Source organism: Sphingobacterium paramultivorum (genome assembly GCF_014109745.1).
Lineage (GTDB): Bacteria > Bacteroidota > Bacteroidia > Sphingobacteriales > Sphingobacteriaceae > Sphingobacterium > Sphingobacterium paramultivorum.
This window is the reverse complement of record NZ_CP058555.1, coordinates 2,833,259-2,850,295: the sequence shown is the minus strand read 5'-3', so window position 1 is coordinate 2,850,295 and position 17,037 is coordinate 2,833,259. Positions and strand designations below refer to the sequence as shown.

Here is a 17,037-nt window from a genome sequence, read left to right as displayed (position 1 = left end):
TTTTAGATCATGAAATTGAAAAAAAATATAATATTTAGTTTATGTATTGGTTCAATGGCTTTTTTCACATTTTCTTGTAGTAAGGATTGGCTTAAACCGAAACCCTTGTCTTTCTATGAACCTGATGTTGCACTAGCCGATGCGCAAGGTATGTACTCCGCTTTAACGGCCTGTGAAAGAAATATGCGGCATGAATTTTTTGACGATGCTGCACCAATTTTGACCGAGATGATTCAATCTGAAGTAGCCGTAGAAGGTACGACAGATAAAGCTGGTCCACAAATGGATATGGATATCGCACTGCTCCCCGATGCAGATCTCAATAACAACGATAGAACTAAAGTCGGTTGGTATTGGTACGAGGGATTTAAGGGAATAAAATACGCTAATCTTATTATTTCAAGAATAGATGCAGGAACTTTTAAAGACGAAAATGAAAAAAACGCGATTTTAGGAGCAGCTTATTTTCAACGTGCCTATCGTTATTTTAAATTGGTGCATCAATTTGGCGATGTTCCTTTTATTGATAAAGAAATAAATGAACCGAAATATGATTTCTATAGTTACGATCGTTGGAGCATTCTCGAAAAATTACGTAAAGATCTGGAGTTTGCCTACCAATGGGTACCCGAAAAAGTAGATCGTGGGCGTACCTCCAAATCTGCTTGTGGTATATTGTTGATGAAGGTATGCATGGCTTTGGCAGATTTTGATCGGGCAATCGCTATTGGAAAAGAAATTGTCGCTATTCATCCACTTATGAAAAGCAGATTTACGGTGAATAAAAGTAAACCAAATACCAATCTGATGTTTGATCTTCATAGTGTTGAGGCAAAATTAGATGGGGCCAATACCGAAGGTTTAATGTATGTAGTTTCTTATCCTGGAGTTGATGGCTCTGCACGCATAAGAACAATGCGTAATGGCGTTCCTTTCTGGAACAACGGCGGTATAAAAACACCGGACGGAAAAACGGGGACAGGGCTATCATTAGCAGCGGATGAAACTGATCTTTCATTGGATTTAAATAAGAACTATGGTCGTGGTATAGGACGATTGCGTCCAACTTGGTATTTTACAAATCAGATTTGGAGATCTGGGAAAGAAGATAATGATTTGCGGGGGATCTTTAATCGGGATAGTTGGAGAAAGATGGAAGATTTGAAATATAATGAGCCCAACTTAAAAAAGACTGGCAATCCCTGGTATGGAAAAAATCTAGTTAAACCGGCGGGGATGAGTGTTGAGGATTCAATTCGTCTATGGTTCTCTTGGCCGCATTATAAATTATTTGTACCGGATCCATTGCAAACACAATGGGAGGGCGGGGAAACCCCATGGTATATTTTTCGTTCTGCTGAAGTCTATTTATTGTTGGCAGAAAGTTATTATTGGAAAAATGATCTTGGCCAGGCTGCCATTGCCATTAACGAAGTCCGTCAACGCGCCGGTGCATCACAGCTGACGGCAGACGAAATCAATATCGGTGAGCTATTAGATGAGCGTGCACGTGAGTTGTATTATGAAGAAAACAGACATATTGAGCTCGTAAGGATTGCCTATATTTACGCAAGAACCCGAAAACCATGTGAAATATTTGGTGGTCGTGTCTATGATTTAAAACAGATTAGTGGTCCAGGAGGAACGAATGCGAATATTAAACAAGCTGGAGTTAATTTCTGGTACGATAGAGTGGTTGCTAAAAGTAATTTCTATAATAAAGGGGTCAAACATAAATGGGCCGAATATAAAATTAGTGTGCACCATATCTTATGGCCTGTGCCTGCCAATGCAATTAATACAAATATCAAAGGTGTTATCAATCAAAATATAGGTTATCCGGGAGCCGAGAAAAATAAAACGCCGTTATTGGTTGAAGATAAGTAACAAGTGTTTTCAAACGTTTTCGTAAATAAATCACATCATTTGATTCATTTCACTTATATTAATTAATATCTTGTTTTATTAAGTCAATTGAATCAATAGCCAATAAGTAAATGGGGGCCTATTTGGCTTGAAAGTGAAGTGTAGTATCGTCTCCTGGCTTTCGCTAGTATGGTCTCTAACTTGTTATGATTGACAAACCAATGATGAATAAATAAACCGGGTCGATAGACTCAAGATCAAATTTTACAATGAAAAGAAATACACTATTTAAATCTGTTGTGATGGCAGCGATCGTTAGCAATGCTGTATTATCGTATGCCCAGACAGATAAAAGTAATGAGAAAGGTTGGACAAACCTTTTTGATGGAAAAACGCTGAATGGCTGGAAATCCGTCGGAGGAAAAGCTCCCTATTCTATTGAAGGTGATGCTATTGTCGGCAGAATGACAAAAGGTACGCCCAATTCTTTTTTGATCACTGAAAAAGAATATGGTGATTTCATATTGGAACTTGATGTTAAACTTGAAGGTAACGAAACAAACTCAGGTATTCAGACACGGAGCCATCTTGATCCAAAGGCTAACGATGGGCGCGGACGTGTATATGGAAGGCAAGTAGAAATAGACCCCTCTGCCCGTGCATGGACAGGTGGAATCTATGATGAGGCGCGTCGTGGATGGATTTATCCACTCGATTTAAATGAAAATGCTAAAAAAGCCTATAAAGTAGAGGAATTCAATCATATTCGAATTGAAGCCATTGGTGATGAGCTGCGCACTTGGATCAATGATATTCCTGTTGCTTATGTCGTTGATACGATCGATAGGTCTGGTTTTATCGGTTTGCAGGTGCATGGTATTCCACCTAAACTGGACGGAAAGAAAGTGTACTTTAAGAATATTAAAATAAAAACAACCGACCTCAAATCAAAAGGTTTTCCAAAAGATCTTTATATCGTGAACTTGAAGCCAAATGACTTGGCTGATGCTGAAAAGAAGAAGGGTGTTAAGCTTTTGTTTGATGGTAAAACCAATAAAGGCTGGCGGAGTATACATGGCGATAAATTTCCGGAACGTGGCTGGCAAGTTAAGGATGGACAAATGACTGTTCTGAAATCCGACGGTGGAGAATCAACCAATGGTGGTGATATCGTCACAAAAGATAAATACGCTGTGTTTGACCTTTCATTTGAATTTAAGCTTAGTCCGGGAGCAAATAGTGGTGTTAAGTATTTTGTGACTTTAAAAGAAAAATCAAAAGGATCTGCGATTGGTTTGGAATATCAAGTGCTGGATGATGCTTTACATCCTGACGCGAAGTTGGGACGTGATGGAAATCGTACCTTGGCATCGCTTTATGATCTCATTACGTCCAATCGTGATGATCGCGCACTTAGACCGATCGGCGAGTGGAATAGAGGTAGGGTTGTGGTTACAGCAGATAACAAAGTTGAACACTATTTAAATGGAATTAAGATGTTGTCTTATGAGCGGGGCTCCAAAGCGTTTAAAGACTTGGTTCAGATCAGCAAATATAAAGATTGGGAAAACTTTGGCGAAGCGAAGGAAGGTTTTATTCTTCTCCAGGACCACGGTGATCGTGTTTCATTTCGTAGTATCAAAATCAATACACCCAATTAAGCTTATCTCTTATGAATCATTATTTATCGCGCAGAAGCTTTGTTAAACAGTCTGTTATCGCTGCAGGAGCTGTGATGTTGTCTAATAGCGTCTTGGGAAATGTCAATTTGGCCAAGCCAAATGAGCGTGTCAACTTAGCCTGTGTAGGCTTGGGAAATAGGGCTGCCGATATCATTAAAGAGCTCTATAAAACAGGACTTTGTAATATTGTTGCGCTCTGTGATGTTGATCTTGGCGCGAAGCATACACAGGAAATTTTGGGCTTGTTTCCTGATGCACCTAAGTTTAAGGATTTTAGAGTGATGTTTGACAAAATGGGAAATCAGATCGATGCTGTAAGTGTCGGAACTCCCGATTTCTCGCACTTTGCCATAACAATGCTTGCACTGGACTTGGGTAAACATGTTTACGTGGAAAAACCAATGGCGAGAACATTCCTAGAAGTTGAACTGATGGCAAATAAAGCTCGGAAAAATCCTAAACTTGCTACCCAAATGGGAAATCAGGGGCACTCCGAAGCCAATTACTTTCAATTTAAAGCCTGGAAAGATGCCGGTATTATTAAGGATGTGACGCGCATCGATGCGCACATGAATATGCCGCGTAGATGGCATGGCTGGGATGTGAACATGAAGGGTTTTCCTGCCGCTGAAATGGTGCCCGAAACATTAGATTGGGATCTTTGGCAAATGCAGACCATAGGCCATAATTATAATAAGGATTTTGTGAATGGTCAATGGCGCTGTTGGTATGATTTTGGAATGGGGGCATTGGGTGATTGGGGTGCACATATATTGGATACAGCGCATGAATTTTTAGATTTGGGGCTGCCTACAGAAGTGTCCGCTGTGAAGCTCGATGGGTATAATTCCTATTTTTTCCCCATGTCTTCGACCTTGAAATTTCATTTCCCAAAAAGGAAAAAGATGCCAGCACTAGATATCAATTGGTATGATGGACTGGATAATTTGCCACCTATACCGGAAGGCTACGGTGTATCCGGACTGGATCCTAATATTCCTGCACCAAGTACAGGGAAATTGGAACCCGCCAAATTAAATCCTGGGAAAATTATCTATAGCAAGGATTTGATATTTAAAGGTGGCTCTCATGCTAGTACCTTGCAGATTATTCCAGCAGCGAAAGCTAAGGAAATGGAGTCTCGGTTACCGGAAGTGCCAACATCACCGTCAAATCACTTTGCTAATTTCTTAAAAGGTTGTAAAGGCGAAGAAAAGACCCGCTCGGCTTTTGAAATTGCAGGTCCTCTGAGCCAAGTATTTTGTTTGGGTGTAATTGCACAACGCTTAAACAGCAAGTTGATCTTGAATACAAAGACAAAAGAAGTGACTAATGATAAGTTTGCCAATGCACTCTTAGCTGGACCTCCACCTGCCAGAGGCTGGGAGCAGTATTATAAGATGTAATGGACCAGTAACTGGGCATAGAAAGTAAAGGGCAATGTGAACATTGCCCTTTTTGTTTTTGAAATGAAAAGTCTTTCCTGAAATGTACGATTTGCTTGCTCTTTATATAAAAGAGCTGGAAAGTCGAAAAAAGCTGATAATCCCAAGCAAATTGAGACAAATCAGCGCTATTTTGATCAGTCCTAGTAGAAAGTAATTCTCCTCCCTTAGGTATATTTGTGATGCAGCAATTCAATTTTTAAACCTTAACGTCATGTATAAAGTATCCCTGCTCTTTATAGGCATTGTAGCATTGGTCCTTAATGCCAATGGTCAAAATTTATCAACGCAATCTTTTCAGGCAACCCATCGGTATCTTAAAATTCCAATTAAAAATGGTGCTCCCAAACGTCATGTTGAGGTATGGCTGGGAAACGATAAAGTAAGGTGGTTTGATGTCGAACTGGCAGATAGTACCTATGATTGGATAGCCTATCTTGATATAGGGAAGTGGAAGGGACAGCAGCTTAAGGTGGTGGCAAATACATCAGACAAAGAAATTCCTTTGTTTAATCCTATTGCACAGAGTGATACCGATGATAACGATAAGGTCTATGCTGAAGATCGAAGGGGACAATTTCATTTTTCGGCCAAGAGAGGTTGGTTGAACGATCCGAATGGTCTGGTCTTTTTTAATGGACAATATCACCTGTTTTTTCAACATAATCCCTATGGAACCAATTGGGGCAATATGCATTGGGGGCATGCCGTGTCCTCCGATCTGTTGCATTGGAAGGAATTGGGAGAGGCTTTATATCCAGACGAATCTGGCGTCATGTTTAGCGGTGGAGCTGTCGTGGATAGTAACAATACGGCTGGTTTTGGGAGAAATGGGGTAACAAACCTCATGATCCTGTTTTATACGGCTGCGGAGAAATCATGGGGACAGGGATTGGCATACAGCTTGGATGGTCAGAAATTTGAGAAAATGCCAAACCATATTTTGGATAAAATAACAACAGGAAACCGAGATCCAAAAGTAATTTGGCATGCTCCCTCAAAGCAATGGGTTCTTGTACTTTATGTTGAAGAGGAACAGGAACAACACACGATGCAGATTTTTACCTCAAAGGATTTAAAAATATGGACATTTGCGAGCAAAATAAAAGGCGGGCGGGGTAATGACCGTTATTTATTTGAGTGTCCCGAATTCTTTGAATTGGCGGTAGACGGTAACCCGAACAATAAAAAATGGGTTTTGACGGGGGCTAATAGCCAATATGCGATCGGAGAGTTTGATGGAAAATCTTTTCATCCTGAGATCGAACGCCTGTTTAGTCAATATGGTCGTGATTATTATGCCGCGCAAACTTTTAGCAATGAACCGAAGAAGCGACGCATTGAAATCGGCTGGTGGCGCACACATACAAATCAAGGGAACTCCGCTTTTAATCAATCCATGAGTATTCCAATGGAACTCAAATTGAAAAGTACGGAAAAGGGTATTCGCCTTTTTCGGGAGCCGGTGACAGAATTGCAAAAATTAAGAAAAGAAAAACTCAGCATCAGCCGAAAGAAAATTAGTTCGAACGATTCAAGTTTGTTTCAGCATTTTAAGGCTGAGCTTGCTGAATTGGATTTGGTCATCGATCCACAACAAGCCAAAAATATTCAGATCAATGTGAGGGGCTTGGCAATTAATTATAACGTTTCGACGGAAGAGCTCCTTGTTGATAATGTAAGGGCTCAAGTACCGCTGCGAAATAAAAAACTCGCATTGAAGTTGCTTGTAGATCGGACAGGACTCGAGCTTTTTGCGCAAAATGGAGAAGTTTACATGCCCATAAATTATAATTTTGATCGGAATAATTTAACTTATGAACTCGTCACTTTTAATGGTGAAGTTGTATTGGAATCTGCTGACCTCTATGCGCTTGACAGTATATGGTTTAAATAAGACTTTTATGATATAGCGATAATGGAGAGACTGTTTTTGTCAATTTGTTAGGATGATAAAAATAGTGCTGGAAGACTATATTTTTTTGGTCATTTTTTAAAAAAAAAGGTTTTCAAACGGGGAGAATGAAAACCTTAAATAACCAATTATAAACCTAAATTATGATGATACAAAGGTAAGTGTATTTCCTACACTATGCAAATTTATTTTAAAAAATAATTTAATCTTCTTTAAACAAGCTATTGGAAGTACCTATTTTTATAGGAGTAAACTGTATTTTTTAACGAAAACGGACTGTTCGCTGTATTCTTTTTGCACGCTTTGGCTTCGTGGACTTTAAAAAGCATCAGTTGTAGACAATTAGCTATTTTAGAAACATGGAAAATTTAGAAGTATGGATGCGTGGACCTATTGAAGGGGTTCCTGCTCTTCTCCAACCTGTTGCTCATGCACTCTTGCAGGTTGAAGAAGATGTTTTAAAGTATACTGCACAACTATCTTCAGCACAACTTTGGACAAAACCGGGGGGTAATGCCAGTATAGGTTTTCACCTTCAGCATATTCGTGGGGTAATCGATCGCATGTTTACTTATGCCGAAAACAAATCCTTGTCGGATGAGCAATTTGACGACCTCCATAAGGAAGGTATAGAAAATAGCGATGTGAGCGTAACAGCGCTTGTAGAAAACTTACACCGACAGATTCAGCAATCTGTGCAAAAACTAGCGTTAATTGATCCGAAAACCTTGACGGAAGTGCGTTTTTTGGGTAGAAAACGAATCCCTACGACCTTGATTGGTTTGTTGTTCCACGCTGCTGAGCATGCACAGCGCCATGTTGGCCAATTACTGGTAACGGCACGATGTATCAATTAAAAACCAACTATATTTTTGTCCGCTAGAGGCTATTATTTTTGAACTTGTTGTAACTTTTCTCCCCATTTCCCAAGTTCTTGAATAATTGGTTTGAGTTCATAACCCAGCGCAGTTAGCTCATAGAGTACGCGTGCCGGTACCTCTGCATATACAGTACGTTTTATAATGTTATCCTCTTCCAGCTTTCGCAATCGTAGGGTGAGCATACGTTCAGTGATACCTGGTAAACATCTTTTGATTTCAGAATAACGTAGCGCGCCATTGATGAGATAACAACAAATGGCTAGCGCCCATTGACCGCCAATCACATTAGCGGCAAAGACTTCGGGGCAATTATGCTCAAGTTGCTTTTTATTTGAAAAGTTAGTGGAACTCGTCTTGATTTTAGTCATACGCACATTTTTTATAGTACCTAACATTGGGTTACAGATAGGCCAAAATAGGAATTATGTCGCTATTTTTAAATCACAGTCATGTCGTTTATTAAAATTGCCGCAATGAATTGGCTAGACCTGGTGACTTGTACATAGATACATAAATAAAAATATGAAAACATTAATAGTCGTTATTCACCCTAATTTTGGGACCTCTCTCGTAAGTAAAAGTTGGGTCAGGGCCTTGGAAAACCACCCCGATTTGTATGAGATCCATCAGTTGCATCAAGTCTATGCTGACGGTAAAATTGATGTCGTGGCAGAACAGCAGATGATGGAGAAATATGATAAAATTGTATTTCAATTCCCCTTTTATTGGTTTAACTGCCCGCCTTTTTTTAAGCAGTGGTTGGATGAGGTGCTTACCTACGGGTGGGCTTACGGTAAACAAAGTGGGTATAAACTGGAAGGAAAGAAAATCGCATTAGCGATTTCGGCTGGGATAGACGAGCAGGAGTATGGGGTTACGGGTAAGTATAAATATAGCATGGAGCAATTAACAAGTCCTTTTGAAATTACTTTTGACTATGTTAAAGCGAATTATAAAAAGCCTTTCGTCTTTTACGGAATAGAAAAAGAGTCATCCAAAGAATGGATAGCGCAAAGTGTTTCGCAGTATCTGAGTTTTCTGGAGCAGTTATAGTCAGTGAATTCATATGTCAACAAGGCTGCTCTCATGACTTCTTTTCCTGTTGGAGCGCAATACTGTGTTCATATTGATTCCTTACCGAATTGTTAAGCTAAATATAAACAAATTATAGGATGTGTAATATTTTACACCTGAATTGGGTTGGCATTGGTCGTGATGTCGTAACCAAACCGCTATGGGGCACTGAGTGATTAAATTGTAAATTCGTATACTTGTAGAATTCCGGGAGGAATTCGCAATTTTTATAATCCCGCATAAAAATAAACAGCGTATAATATGCAGATACTTTTAGTAGAGGACGATCGCAGGATTAGCAGCTTTGTGGTGAAAGGTCTGGAAGAAATGGGGCACCAGGTCATTTTAGTTGAATCTGCGGAAGCCGCACGTGAATGGATCAATACAGATTCTTTGGATATTATTGTACTTGATATCATGCTGCCCGGAATTGATGGTATCCAGTTTACGAAGATGGTCAGGTATCGAAAAAATCATATTCCGATATTGATTTTGAGCGCCTTAGGGGAGATTGAAGATAAGGTCGAGGCCTTGGAAAGTGGTGCTGATGACTATCTCGTCAAGCCCTTTTCCTTTAAGGAATTGGTGAGCCGTATCAAAGCCCTGGTACGCCGGGACAATTATAAAAACGCGCCAAAGGACAGTAGCGTAGAAATTCGTGATTTAAAAGTGGATCTTGAACGTTATGAAGTTCATAAGAATGGTAAAAATGTCGATCTCTCTCCCAAAGAATTTAAACTATTTAAGTATCTGATCGAAAATCGGAATAAAACGCTTTCACGTACTGCAATCTTGCAGGCCGTTTGGGGAATCGATTTTGATAACAGCACCAATGTCGTCGATGTGTACGTTTCTTATCTAAGAGGCAAGGTTGATGAGGGGAGCGATACCTCCATTATCAAAACGGTGAAAGGAGTCGGTTATATGCTTACAACGGACTGACAATGAATTTAAAAATTCGGCTTACACTCTTTTCTACGCTGGTATTCACCATTATTTTTGGGCTTGCAACGCTAGTCATCTACTGGATATTTTATAATTCCTCGGAACGACATCTGATCAGTTCCCTCGAAAAAAATGCAAAAATAGCTGGTATTTATTACCTCGAGGCGGATGAGCAGAGCCCACTAAAGCATTTGGAATCTAAAAATCAATATGAAAGCCTGGTCAAACGTGCCATGGTAGCAGTTTATAACGCCGAAGGAAAAGTAAGTTATGGCGGTATGCGCTTTGATAGTCAAATTAATAAGGATTTGCTGAGCCAGCTGAAAACAGACAAAACGATTTATTTTAAAACAGAAGATAGCTTTTATTTTGGTTTGTATTATCCAGATAATCAGGGTGACTTCTTTGTGTTTGTCAAAGAGTCGAGCGCAGATTTTGATCATCAATTGAATCGTTTGCTCATTACGCTTGTCTTTGTTTTTCTCGTTGCATTGATCAGTATTGCCTTGTTGTCGGTTTGGCTGAGTAAATATGCTTATCTCCCCATTCGTAAAGTGATCCAAGAAATTCAGCATAAGGATTTAAGCACGATTCAGGAGCCCCTGACGACTATAAAAACGAAGGATGAACTACAAGATCTTATTGAGAGTTATAATGCGCTCCTACGTCGGATCAGCGAAAATATGATTATTAGAAAGAATTTTGTCAGTTATGTTTCACACGAGTTTCGAACGCCTTTGGCGGGAATCCTGGGCTCAATGGAGGTCTTCGGTACAAAGGTCAGAAGTGAAGAAGAATATCATGAATTGGCCGAAACCATTACTGAGCATGTGAATTTTCTGAATCAGCTTATTGGTAATTTTCTATTGCTGACCGACGATCAGGCGCTGAAACGTTCACTGGAAACCTTTCGCATAGACGAGATCGTATGGGATCTTGTTCCTAAGTTTTCGAGATCATTTGCCGTGCCCTTGAAAGTCGATATACAGGTCGATGAACCGCGATACTTTAATTTTCGGGGCAATAAGATGCTCGTCAGTCTGTCTATTTCCAATTTAATCGAAAATGCACTGAAATATGCAAATGGGCAGGAAGTTCTTGTCCGAATGACAGGTGTAAATGGCAGGCTGTCTTTGCAAATCATAGACCATGGTATTGGTATCCCACAAGCCGAACTGGAGTCTGTGAAACAGACTTTTTATCGAGGATCAAATGTTGGTAAAGTTAAGGGCAGCGGCATCGGTCTCTCTTTTGCGCAGATTGTATTTAAGGATCAAGGGGTAGACTTTGATATTCGTTCAAATGATCTAGGTACAACGGTATCCCTATTATTCCCTCAATTCTAATCATTTTCTAATCCCTTCTAATCAAACTTTAATTTAACCTAAAGTTGCCTGTAATCCCTGTCAGTTAGTTTTGTGGAAATTCAAAATTAAGTGAGAAAACTACGTATTACATTATTTTTACTTCTTGGCCTGAATAGCAAGCTATTTTCGCAGGAGGCGGTTGAAAACCGTTTGCGAAAGGCGGAGATCGAGCAGGTATTCCTTGCCCATAACCTGACTTTAATGGCGCAGCGTTTTCATATGCAGCAAGCCGAAGCTGCCGTGCTTCAGGCAAAGTTGTGGCCCAATCCAACGATTTCCATCTCTGAAGTCAATCTTTGGAAAAACCCTTCCAGCGAATCCTTTCCGGCTCTGATCGGAAATTACGGTAAGTACCAGCAGGTAGCGGTCGAACTGGAACAGACCATCGAAATGGCTGGCAAACGAAAAAAAAGGGTGCAATTGCAGCTTCTCGAAAAAGAAAATGCCCAGCTCCAATTTGAGGAATTGCTGCGGAACCTAAAATATGATCTCCGGAGCCAATGTCTCGAATTGCAGATCCTGCAGGAAAAGGAGAAGTTATATAATAGTCAGGTGGATATCTTTCAGACGTTGGCAAAATCATACCAAAATCAGTGGAAAGAAGGCAATGTAAGTGAGATGGACTATCTCAGGATTCAAAGCGAGTCTATCGCATTTGGTAATAAACTGAATGAAATCCAACAGGAAAAAATCACAAAAATGAATGAAGTTGCGCGCTATCTCGGAGAGAAAGGGACCGCACTCACTATATCAGATACGATCGGCATGCCGCATTTTCTCCAGGGAAAAAAACAAGAATGGAAAACGATGGCCCTCGACAATCGCAGCGACTATAAGATCATCCATAACGAATTGAAAAAAAGCGATGCTCAGCTGAAAATAGAAAAGGCCGAACGTATACCAGATTTGCAGGTCTCCATGAATTACGACCGTGGCGGAAATATCATGCGCGATTTTATAGGGCTGGGGGTTGCTATGGATCTTCCTCTATTTAACCGGAACCAGGGGAATATCAAAATCGCTAAACTGGAGCTTGAGAAAAATAAAGTGGAAATCGAGCAATTTCGTATCGACATCGAACGGGAGATCGACTTCCTTTCGGAGCGGCTCAGCAACCTTGAAACGAGTTTGAAGACAACGGATATCGGCTTTGATGGTAAATTGGACGTAGCGCTAGAACGCTATGTGCGCAATTTCCAACAACGGAGACTGACCATCGTTGAATTTATAGATTTTATCAATAATTATATGGAAAACAAAGAATCAATATTGGAACGCAGGGCGAAATATCTTCAGTATAGGGAGGAACTGATTTACTTGATCGGAAAGGATATTGTCTCATGAAAAGTAATTTTTTAACGTCATTGACACTGCTATCTATTTGTTTATTGTGGAGCTGTCAGCCGGCGAAAAATGATGAGCAGCCTATTCCTGCTGCTAAAGGCTTTTGTCTTAGCGCCGACTTTAAAAACCAAATTAAAATTGATTCGATACAGAAGCGAACGGTATTTGAACAGATCGCTTTAAATGGGGTTATCCAATACGATCAGGATGAACTTGCTGCGCTAAAGAGCCCTATACATGGTATCGTGCAGTCTGTTTCGGTCAAGATGGGCGATTATGTAGAAAAAGGACAGATTCTGGTATCGCTTAAAGGGACCTCGGTCAATGACTTAGGAAAGGAGCTGCGGGAGCTGGAAAATAGCAAGCGGCTGACGGAGAGTAAATTGCTTAGCCTGCGTAGCCTGCTGAAAGATGGTATGGCTTCCCAGCGGGAGCTGGAAGAGATGGAAAGTGAATTGAAAGCCGTGCAGATTGGAATCCGCCATGTGAAAGCGAACATGAGTTTGCTGAATGGTTCCTCGGAAAATGGTGTGTTTTACATCCGTGCACCCAAAGCTGGCTATATCGTAGATAAAAAGGTGAGTCCTGGTATGACTGTTGGCGATGACGCCGATTTGCTGTCGGTCAGTAAACTGAATGAGGTGTGGGTTTCGGTCAATATCTATGCAAATAATTTACCTTTTGTCAAAAACGGGGCTCCTGTCAAGATCACTACACTGGCTTATAAAGGTGAAACTTTTGACGGTTATATTGATCAGGTAGCCAACTTCTTTGATCCGGAGGAACGTGTGGTCAAAGCGCGCGTAAAGTTGTTGAACAAAGACCTGAGATTGAAGCCGGGCATGAGCGTGGATGTGCTGGTCGAAAAGGCTGTTTCGGGACAGGGAGAGCGTATGCTGGCAATTCCGAAAGATGCCATTATCCTCCATAACAATCAGAATTTCGTTGTACGCTACAAAAATGACTGCGACCTGTCGGTTAAAGCTATTGATATTGTCGCTGAGAATGAAACATACGCTTTTGTCAAATCTGGTGTAGCCGAGGGAGATCAGGTGCTGACCGAAAATGAGCTGATCGTATTTGATGAACTGATAAATAGATAGGATGAAGAAAGTTGTACAAAATATTGTTTCATTCTCATTGAAACATTCCTTGGTCGTCCTGTTTTTTACGCTGGCATTATTGTTCGGCGGAATATATGCCTACCTCCATACACCGATCGAGGCTTTCCCCGACGTGACCAACACACGGGTTAGGATTATCACACAGTGGCCCGGGCGCAGTGCTGAAGAAATAGAAAAGTTCGTTACACTGCCTGTTACCAAAGAAATGAATACCATTCCAAAGAAAACGGATGTTCGTTCCATCTCCTTGTTTGGGTTATCTGTTGTAACGATTCAATTTGAGGATGGGGTAGCGGATTTTTATGCCCAACAGTATGCGGGTAATAAGATGCGTTCCATTGATTTACCAGAAGGGGCCGAGAGTTCCATCGAACCACCATCTGGTGCTACCGGAGAAATTTTTCGCTATGTAGTGAAAAGTAATCTTCCGATCAAGGAAGTCTCCGCTATTCAGGATTGGGTGATTGAAAGGGAGCTTGTCGGTGTGCCCGGCGTGGCGGATGTCGTCAGCTTTGGGGGGGAGGAAAAGATCTATGAAATAAAGATCAATCCAACAGAGTTGGCCAATTATAACTTGTCGCCACTGGATGTTTATGAAGCCGTATCGCGTTCGAATATCAATGTTGGCGGCGATGTGATCCAAAAAGGAAATCAGGCTTATGTTGTGCGTGGTGTAGGCCTATTGGATAAAATCGATGATATTGGTAATATTTTGATCAAGGTGGTCGGCAATACACCGATTTTAGTCAAGCATGTAGCCGAAATCGAACTGGGGGCAAAGCCACGGCTTGGACAGGTGGGACTCAACCAGGAAGATGATCTTGTCCAGGGAATCGTCATTATGCTCAGGGGAGAAAATCCTTCGGCTGTAGTCACCAAGCTAAAAGCAAAAATTGAAGAGCTGAACCAACGTATTTTACCTGCAAATGTCAAGATTGAACCCGTTATAGATCGCACAAAACTGGTAAATAATACCGTGCATACGGTTTCCAAAAACCTGATAGAAGGTGTTCTTCTGGTTTCGATTATTGTCTTTATCTTTTTAAACAATTGGAAGACAACCTTTATGGTTGCATCGGTGATCCCATTGGCCTTCCTATTTGCGATTATTTGTTTGAAAATACAGGGGCTCCCTGCAAATTTGATTTCCATGGGGGCATTGGACTTTGGATTGTTGCTCGAAGGAACGCTGGTCATCGTGGAGACTGTTTTTGTCTCTTTGGAAAAAGAGGCTCATCGGCTCGGGACGGAACGCTTTAATAAAATCTCCAAGCTAGGAATCATTAAGAAAAGTGCCGGCTCTGTAGCAGGCTATATCTTTTTTGCCCTATTGATCTTAATTGTCGCATTGACTCCGATTTTCTCTTTTCAAAAGGTGGAAGGAAAGATGTTCTCACCGTTGGCTTTTACGCTCGGTTATGCCTTGTTGGGTTCCTTGATCCTGAGTTTGACCTATGTGCCCGCGATGTGTAAATACTTATTGAAAAAGAATATCAAAGAAGATGAGAATAAGATCACCAAGGTCAGCCGCAATGCCATTTTTAAAGGTTTTAGGAAAGCTTTCGACCATCCAAAATGGACATTGTCGATTTTTATTGCTGCTTTGCTCGTCTGTATTTTTCGGTTTAGCCATTATGGTTCAGAGTTTCTTCCGAAACTGAATGAAGGTGCAATTTATGTCCGCGCAACCTTACCCAATAGTGTCAACCTAGAAGAATCTGTGAAGCTGACCAAAACCATGAAAGCAAAATTGATGAAGCAGTTTGACGAGATTGATTTTATCATGACGCAAACAGGCCGCCCCAATGATGGTACAGATCCAACCGGTTTTTTCAATATTGAATTCAATATTGAATTGAAACCCGAAGGCGAGTGGAAAAGAAAGCTGTCAAAAGAGAAATTGATTGGTCAGATGCGGGATAGTCTTCAGACTTTTCCGGGAATAAATTTTGGTTTTAGCCAGCCTATCCAAGATAATGTAGAGGAGTATGTAGCCGGAGTAAAAAGTCCGCTGGTCATCAAAATTTTTGGTGAGAATTTACAAGATTTAGAAAATAAAGCCAATAAGTTTGCCGAATCACTTAAAAAGGTGAACGGTATTACGGACATCAATGTTTTCAAAAATATCGGTTTGCCTGAACTAAGGATTCAGCTGCATGATTCGAAAATGGCCAAATATGGTGTTTCGACCAAGGATGTGCAATCTGTGATTGAAATGACTATTGGCGGGCAATCTGTGACACATTTCTATGAAAACGAGCGCATCTTTGATGTACGTCTCCGCTTCCAAAAATCGTATCGTGACAATCCTGAGAAGATCGGAAATATCATCATTCCCACGATGAATGATCAGAAAGTACCGCTTCGGGAGATCGCAACAATAGATTACCATACCGGTCCGGCATTTATTTACAGAGAGGGCAATTCCCGTTATATCGGTGTTGGCTTCAACATTGAAGGGCGGGATTTGGGAAGTACAATTACAGATGCAAAAAAACAAATAGAAAAAGATGTTAAATTGCCCAAATCTTATAAGGTCGTGTGGGCAGGAGAATTCGAAAGCAAAGAACGGGCTACAAAACAGCTGATGAATGTTGTGCCAATTTCTCTTATTTTGATTTTACTCTTGTTGTATGCCAATTTTGGCAACGTCAAAGATACGTTGATCTCTTCGCTGACACTGGCATTTGCTTTTATAGGCGGTTTTGTATCGCTGTGGGTTACTGGGACGACATTTGGAATTTCGGCGGGTATCGGATTTATTATTCTCTTTGGTGTAGCCACGATTGACGGCATTGTTTTAATAGGGATAATGAAAGAAAATCTGTTGAATAAAATGAGCTTGAAACCCGCTATTTATGAAGCTGTAAAAAGCCGGATCAGACCCATCCTAATGATTGCGTTAATGGGGGCAATGGGGTTATTGCCGGCTGCACTTTCAAACGGAATGGGATCTGAAATCCAAAAACCCTTGGCTATTATGATTGTCGGCGGATTGATTATTTGTATGATTCTATCGTTTTCCGTACTGCCAATCGTTTTTTACTTCTCTTATAAAAAGGAGAGCCGCGATTAGTTACCCATTTTTAATTATTATATACGATACAAAGGTTGCCTGTCAGACAGTGCAACCTTTGTTATTTCTAATCTGCAGCTATACATTCCATAATAGCTGTCAAAATTTTACGCCGATAAACATGTATATATCTTTTACATGCTATTTTTTGTAAATCTTGTTATAAATGTTGAACTTACATTTAAGTTGTTGAAATCAAATTTCAAATTACAAAGCACTAATCTGAAGTTTTGCTGAAATAAGTTATAAATCTGTATTTAAAATTAGAAAGCCATTCTTCCGCTTTTTCATGAGTTGTATTTACTAGAAAAGGTCAAT

At 40.5% G+C, this 17,037-nt stretch carries 12 protein-coding genes; 11 read left to right on the top strand and 1 reads right to left on the bottom strand.

Going from position 1 to position 17,037, the window contains the following annotated elements; all coding sequences use genetic code 11:
* Positions 1-9 precede the first annotated feature (9 nt).
* The 5 genes from HS960_RS12230 (at position 10) to HS960_RS12210 (ending at position 7,765) form a co-directional block, all read left to right on the top strand.
* Positions 10-1,887, top strand: a complete 1,878-nt coding sequence (locus HS960_RS12230; RefSeq protein ID WP_182332824.1) for a RagB/SusD family nutrient uptake outer membrane protein — start codon at positions 10-12, stop codon at positions 1,885-1,887.
* Between the two features lie 248 nt (positions 1,888-2,135).
* Positions 2,136-3,527 (top strand): 3-keto-disaccharide hydrolase, encoded by a 1,392-nt coding sequence (locus tag HS960_RS12225; RefSeq protein ID WP_182332822.1) that lies wholly within the window; start codon positions 2,136-2,138, stop codon positions 3,525-3,527.
* Positions 3,528-3,538: 11 nt separating this feature from the next.
* Complete coding sequence (locus tag HS960_RS12220) at positions 3,539-4,954, top strand: Gfo/Idh/MocA family protein (protein WP_182332821.1); 1,416 nt, start codon at positions 3,539-3,541, stop codon at positions 4,952-4,954.
* A 253-nt stretch (positions 4,955-5,207) separates the two neighbouring features.
* Entirely contained in the window at positions 5,208-6,890 is a 1,683-nt protein-coding gene (locus tag HS960_RS12215) for a glycoside hydrolase family 32 protein (protein WP_182332819.1), read from the top strand.
* Between the two features lie 377 nt (positions 6,891-7,267).
* Entirely contained in the window at positions 7,268-7,765 is a 498-nt protein-coding gene (locus HS960_RS12210) for a DinB family protein (RefSeq protein ID WP_182332817.1), read from the top strand.
* Positions 7,766-7,797: 32 nt separating this feature from the next.
* On the opposite strand, the gene HS960_RS12205 is transcribed toward HS960_RS12210, so the two are convergent.
* Complete coding sequence (locus tag HS960_RS12205; RefSeq protein WP_182332815.1) at positions 7,798-8,157, bottom strand: winged helix-turn-helix transcriptional regulator; 360 nt, start codon at positions 8,155-8,157, stop codon at positions 7,798-7,800.
* Between the two features lie 154 nt (positions 8,158-8,311).
* Between HS960_RS12205 and HS960_RS12200 the strand changes: the two genes are divergently transcribed.
* The 6 genes from HS960_RS12200 to HS960_RS12175 all read left to right on the top strand — a co-directional run bounded on the left by HS960_RS12200 (position 8,312) and on the right by HS960_RS12175 (position 16,719).
* Complete coding sequence (locus tag HS960_RS12200) at positions 8,312-8,842, top strand: NAD(P)H-dependent oxidoreductase (protein ID WP_182332813.1); 531 nt, start codon at positions 8,312-8,314, stop codon at positions 8,840-8,842.
* A gap of 282 nt (positions 8,843-9,124) precedes the next feature.
* Complete coding sequence (locus HS960_RS12195) at positions 9,125-9,805, top strand: response regulator transcription factor (RefSeq protein ID WP_182332811.1); 681 nt, start codon at positions 9,125-9,127, stop codon at positions 9,803-9,805.
* 2 nt (positions 9,806-9,807) lie between these two features.
* Positions 9,808-11,154, top strand: coding sequence for a sensor histidine kinase (locus HS960_RS12190; protein ID WP_159728904.1), 1,347 nt, complete (start codon positions 9,808-9,810; stop codon positions 11,152-11,154).
* 90 nt (positions 11,155-11,244) lie between these two features.
* Positions 11,245-12,519, top strand: a complete 1,275-nt coding sequence (locus HS960_RS12185; RefSeq protein WP_159728902.1) for a TolC family protein — start codon at positions 11,245-11,247, stop codon at positions 12,517-12,519.
* Positions 12,516-13,622, top strand: a complete 1,107-nt coding sequence (locus tag HS960_RS12180; RefSeq protein WP_182332809.1) for an efflux RND transporter periplasmic adaptor subunit — start codon at positions 12,516-12,518, stop codon at positions 13,620-13,622. The genes HS960_RS12185 and HS960_RS12180 overlap by 4 nt, the downstream gene beginning before the upstream one ends.
* A 1-nt stretch (position 13,623) precedes the next feature.
* A complete protein-coding gene (locus HS960_RS12175; protein WP_182332808.1) occupies positions 13,624-16,719 on the top strand; it encodes an efflux RND transporter permease subunit in 3,096 nt (1,031 codons plus the stop codon).
* Positions 16,720-17,037 lie beyond the last annotated feature (318 nt).

What these genes read in the sequence shown, in the direction of transcription:
- HS960_RS12230 (WP_182332824.1), top strand. Translation starts at nt 10, where the DNA reads ATGAAATTGAAAAAAAATATAATATTTAGTTTATGTATTGGTTCAATG.
- HS960_RS12225 (WP_182332822.1), top strand. Translation starts at nt 2,136, where the DNA reads ATGAAAAGAAATACACTATTTAAATCTGTTGTGATGGCAGCGATCGTT.
- HS960_RS12220 (WP_182332821.1), top strand. Translation starts at nt 3,539, where the DNA reads ATGAATCATTATTTATCGCGCAGAAGCTTTGTTAAACAGTCTGTTATC.
- HS960_RS12215 (WP_182332819.1), top strand. Translation starts at nt 5,208, where the DNA reads ATGTATAAAGTATCCCTGCTCTTTATAGGCATTGTAGCATTGGTCCTT.
- HS960_RS12210 (WP_182332817.1), top strand. Translation starts at nt 7,268, where the DNA reads ATGGAAAATTTAGAAGTATGGATGCGTGGACCTATTGAAGGGGTTCCT.
- HS960_RS12205 (WP_182332815.1), bottom strand. Translation starts at nt 8,157, where the DNA reads ATGACTAAAATCAAGACGAGTTCCACTAACTTTTCAAATAAAAAGCAA.
- HS960_RS12200 (WP_182332813.1), top strand. Translation starts at nt 8,312, where the DNA reads ATGAAAACATTAATAGTCGTTATTCACCCTAATTTTGGGACCTCTCTC.
- HS960_RS12195 (WP_182332811.1), top strand. Translation starts at nt 9,125, where the DNA reads ATGCAGATACTTTTAGTAGAGGACGATCGCAGGATTAGCAGCTTTGTG.
- HS960_RS12190 (WP_159728904.1), top strand. Translation starts at nt 9,808, where the DNA reads ATGAATTTAAAAATTCGGCTTACACTCTTTTCTACGCTGGTATTCACC.
- HS960_RS12180 (WP_182332809.1), top strand. Translation starts at nt 12,516, where the DNA reads ATGAAAAGTAATTTTTTAACGTCATTGACACTGCTATCTATTTGTTTA.
- HS960_RS12175 (WP_182332808.1), top strand. Translation starts at nt 13,624, where the DNA reads ATGAAGAAAGTTGTACAAAATATTGTTTCATTCTCATTGAAACATTCC.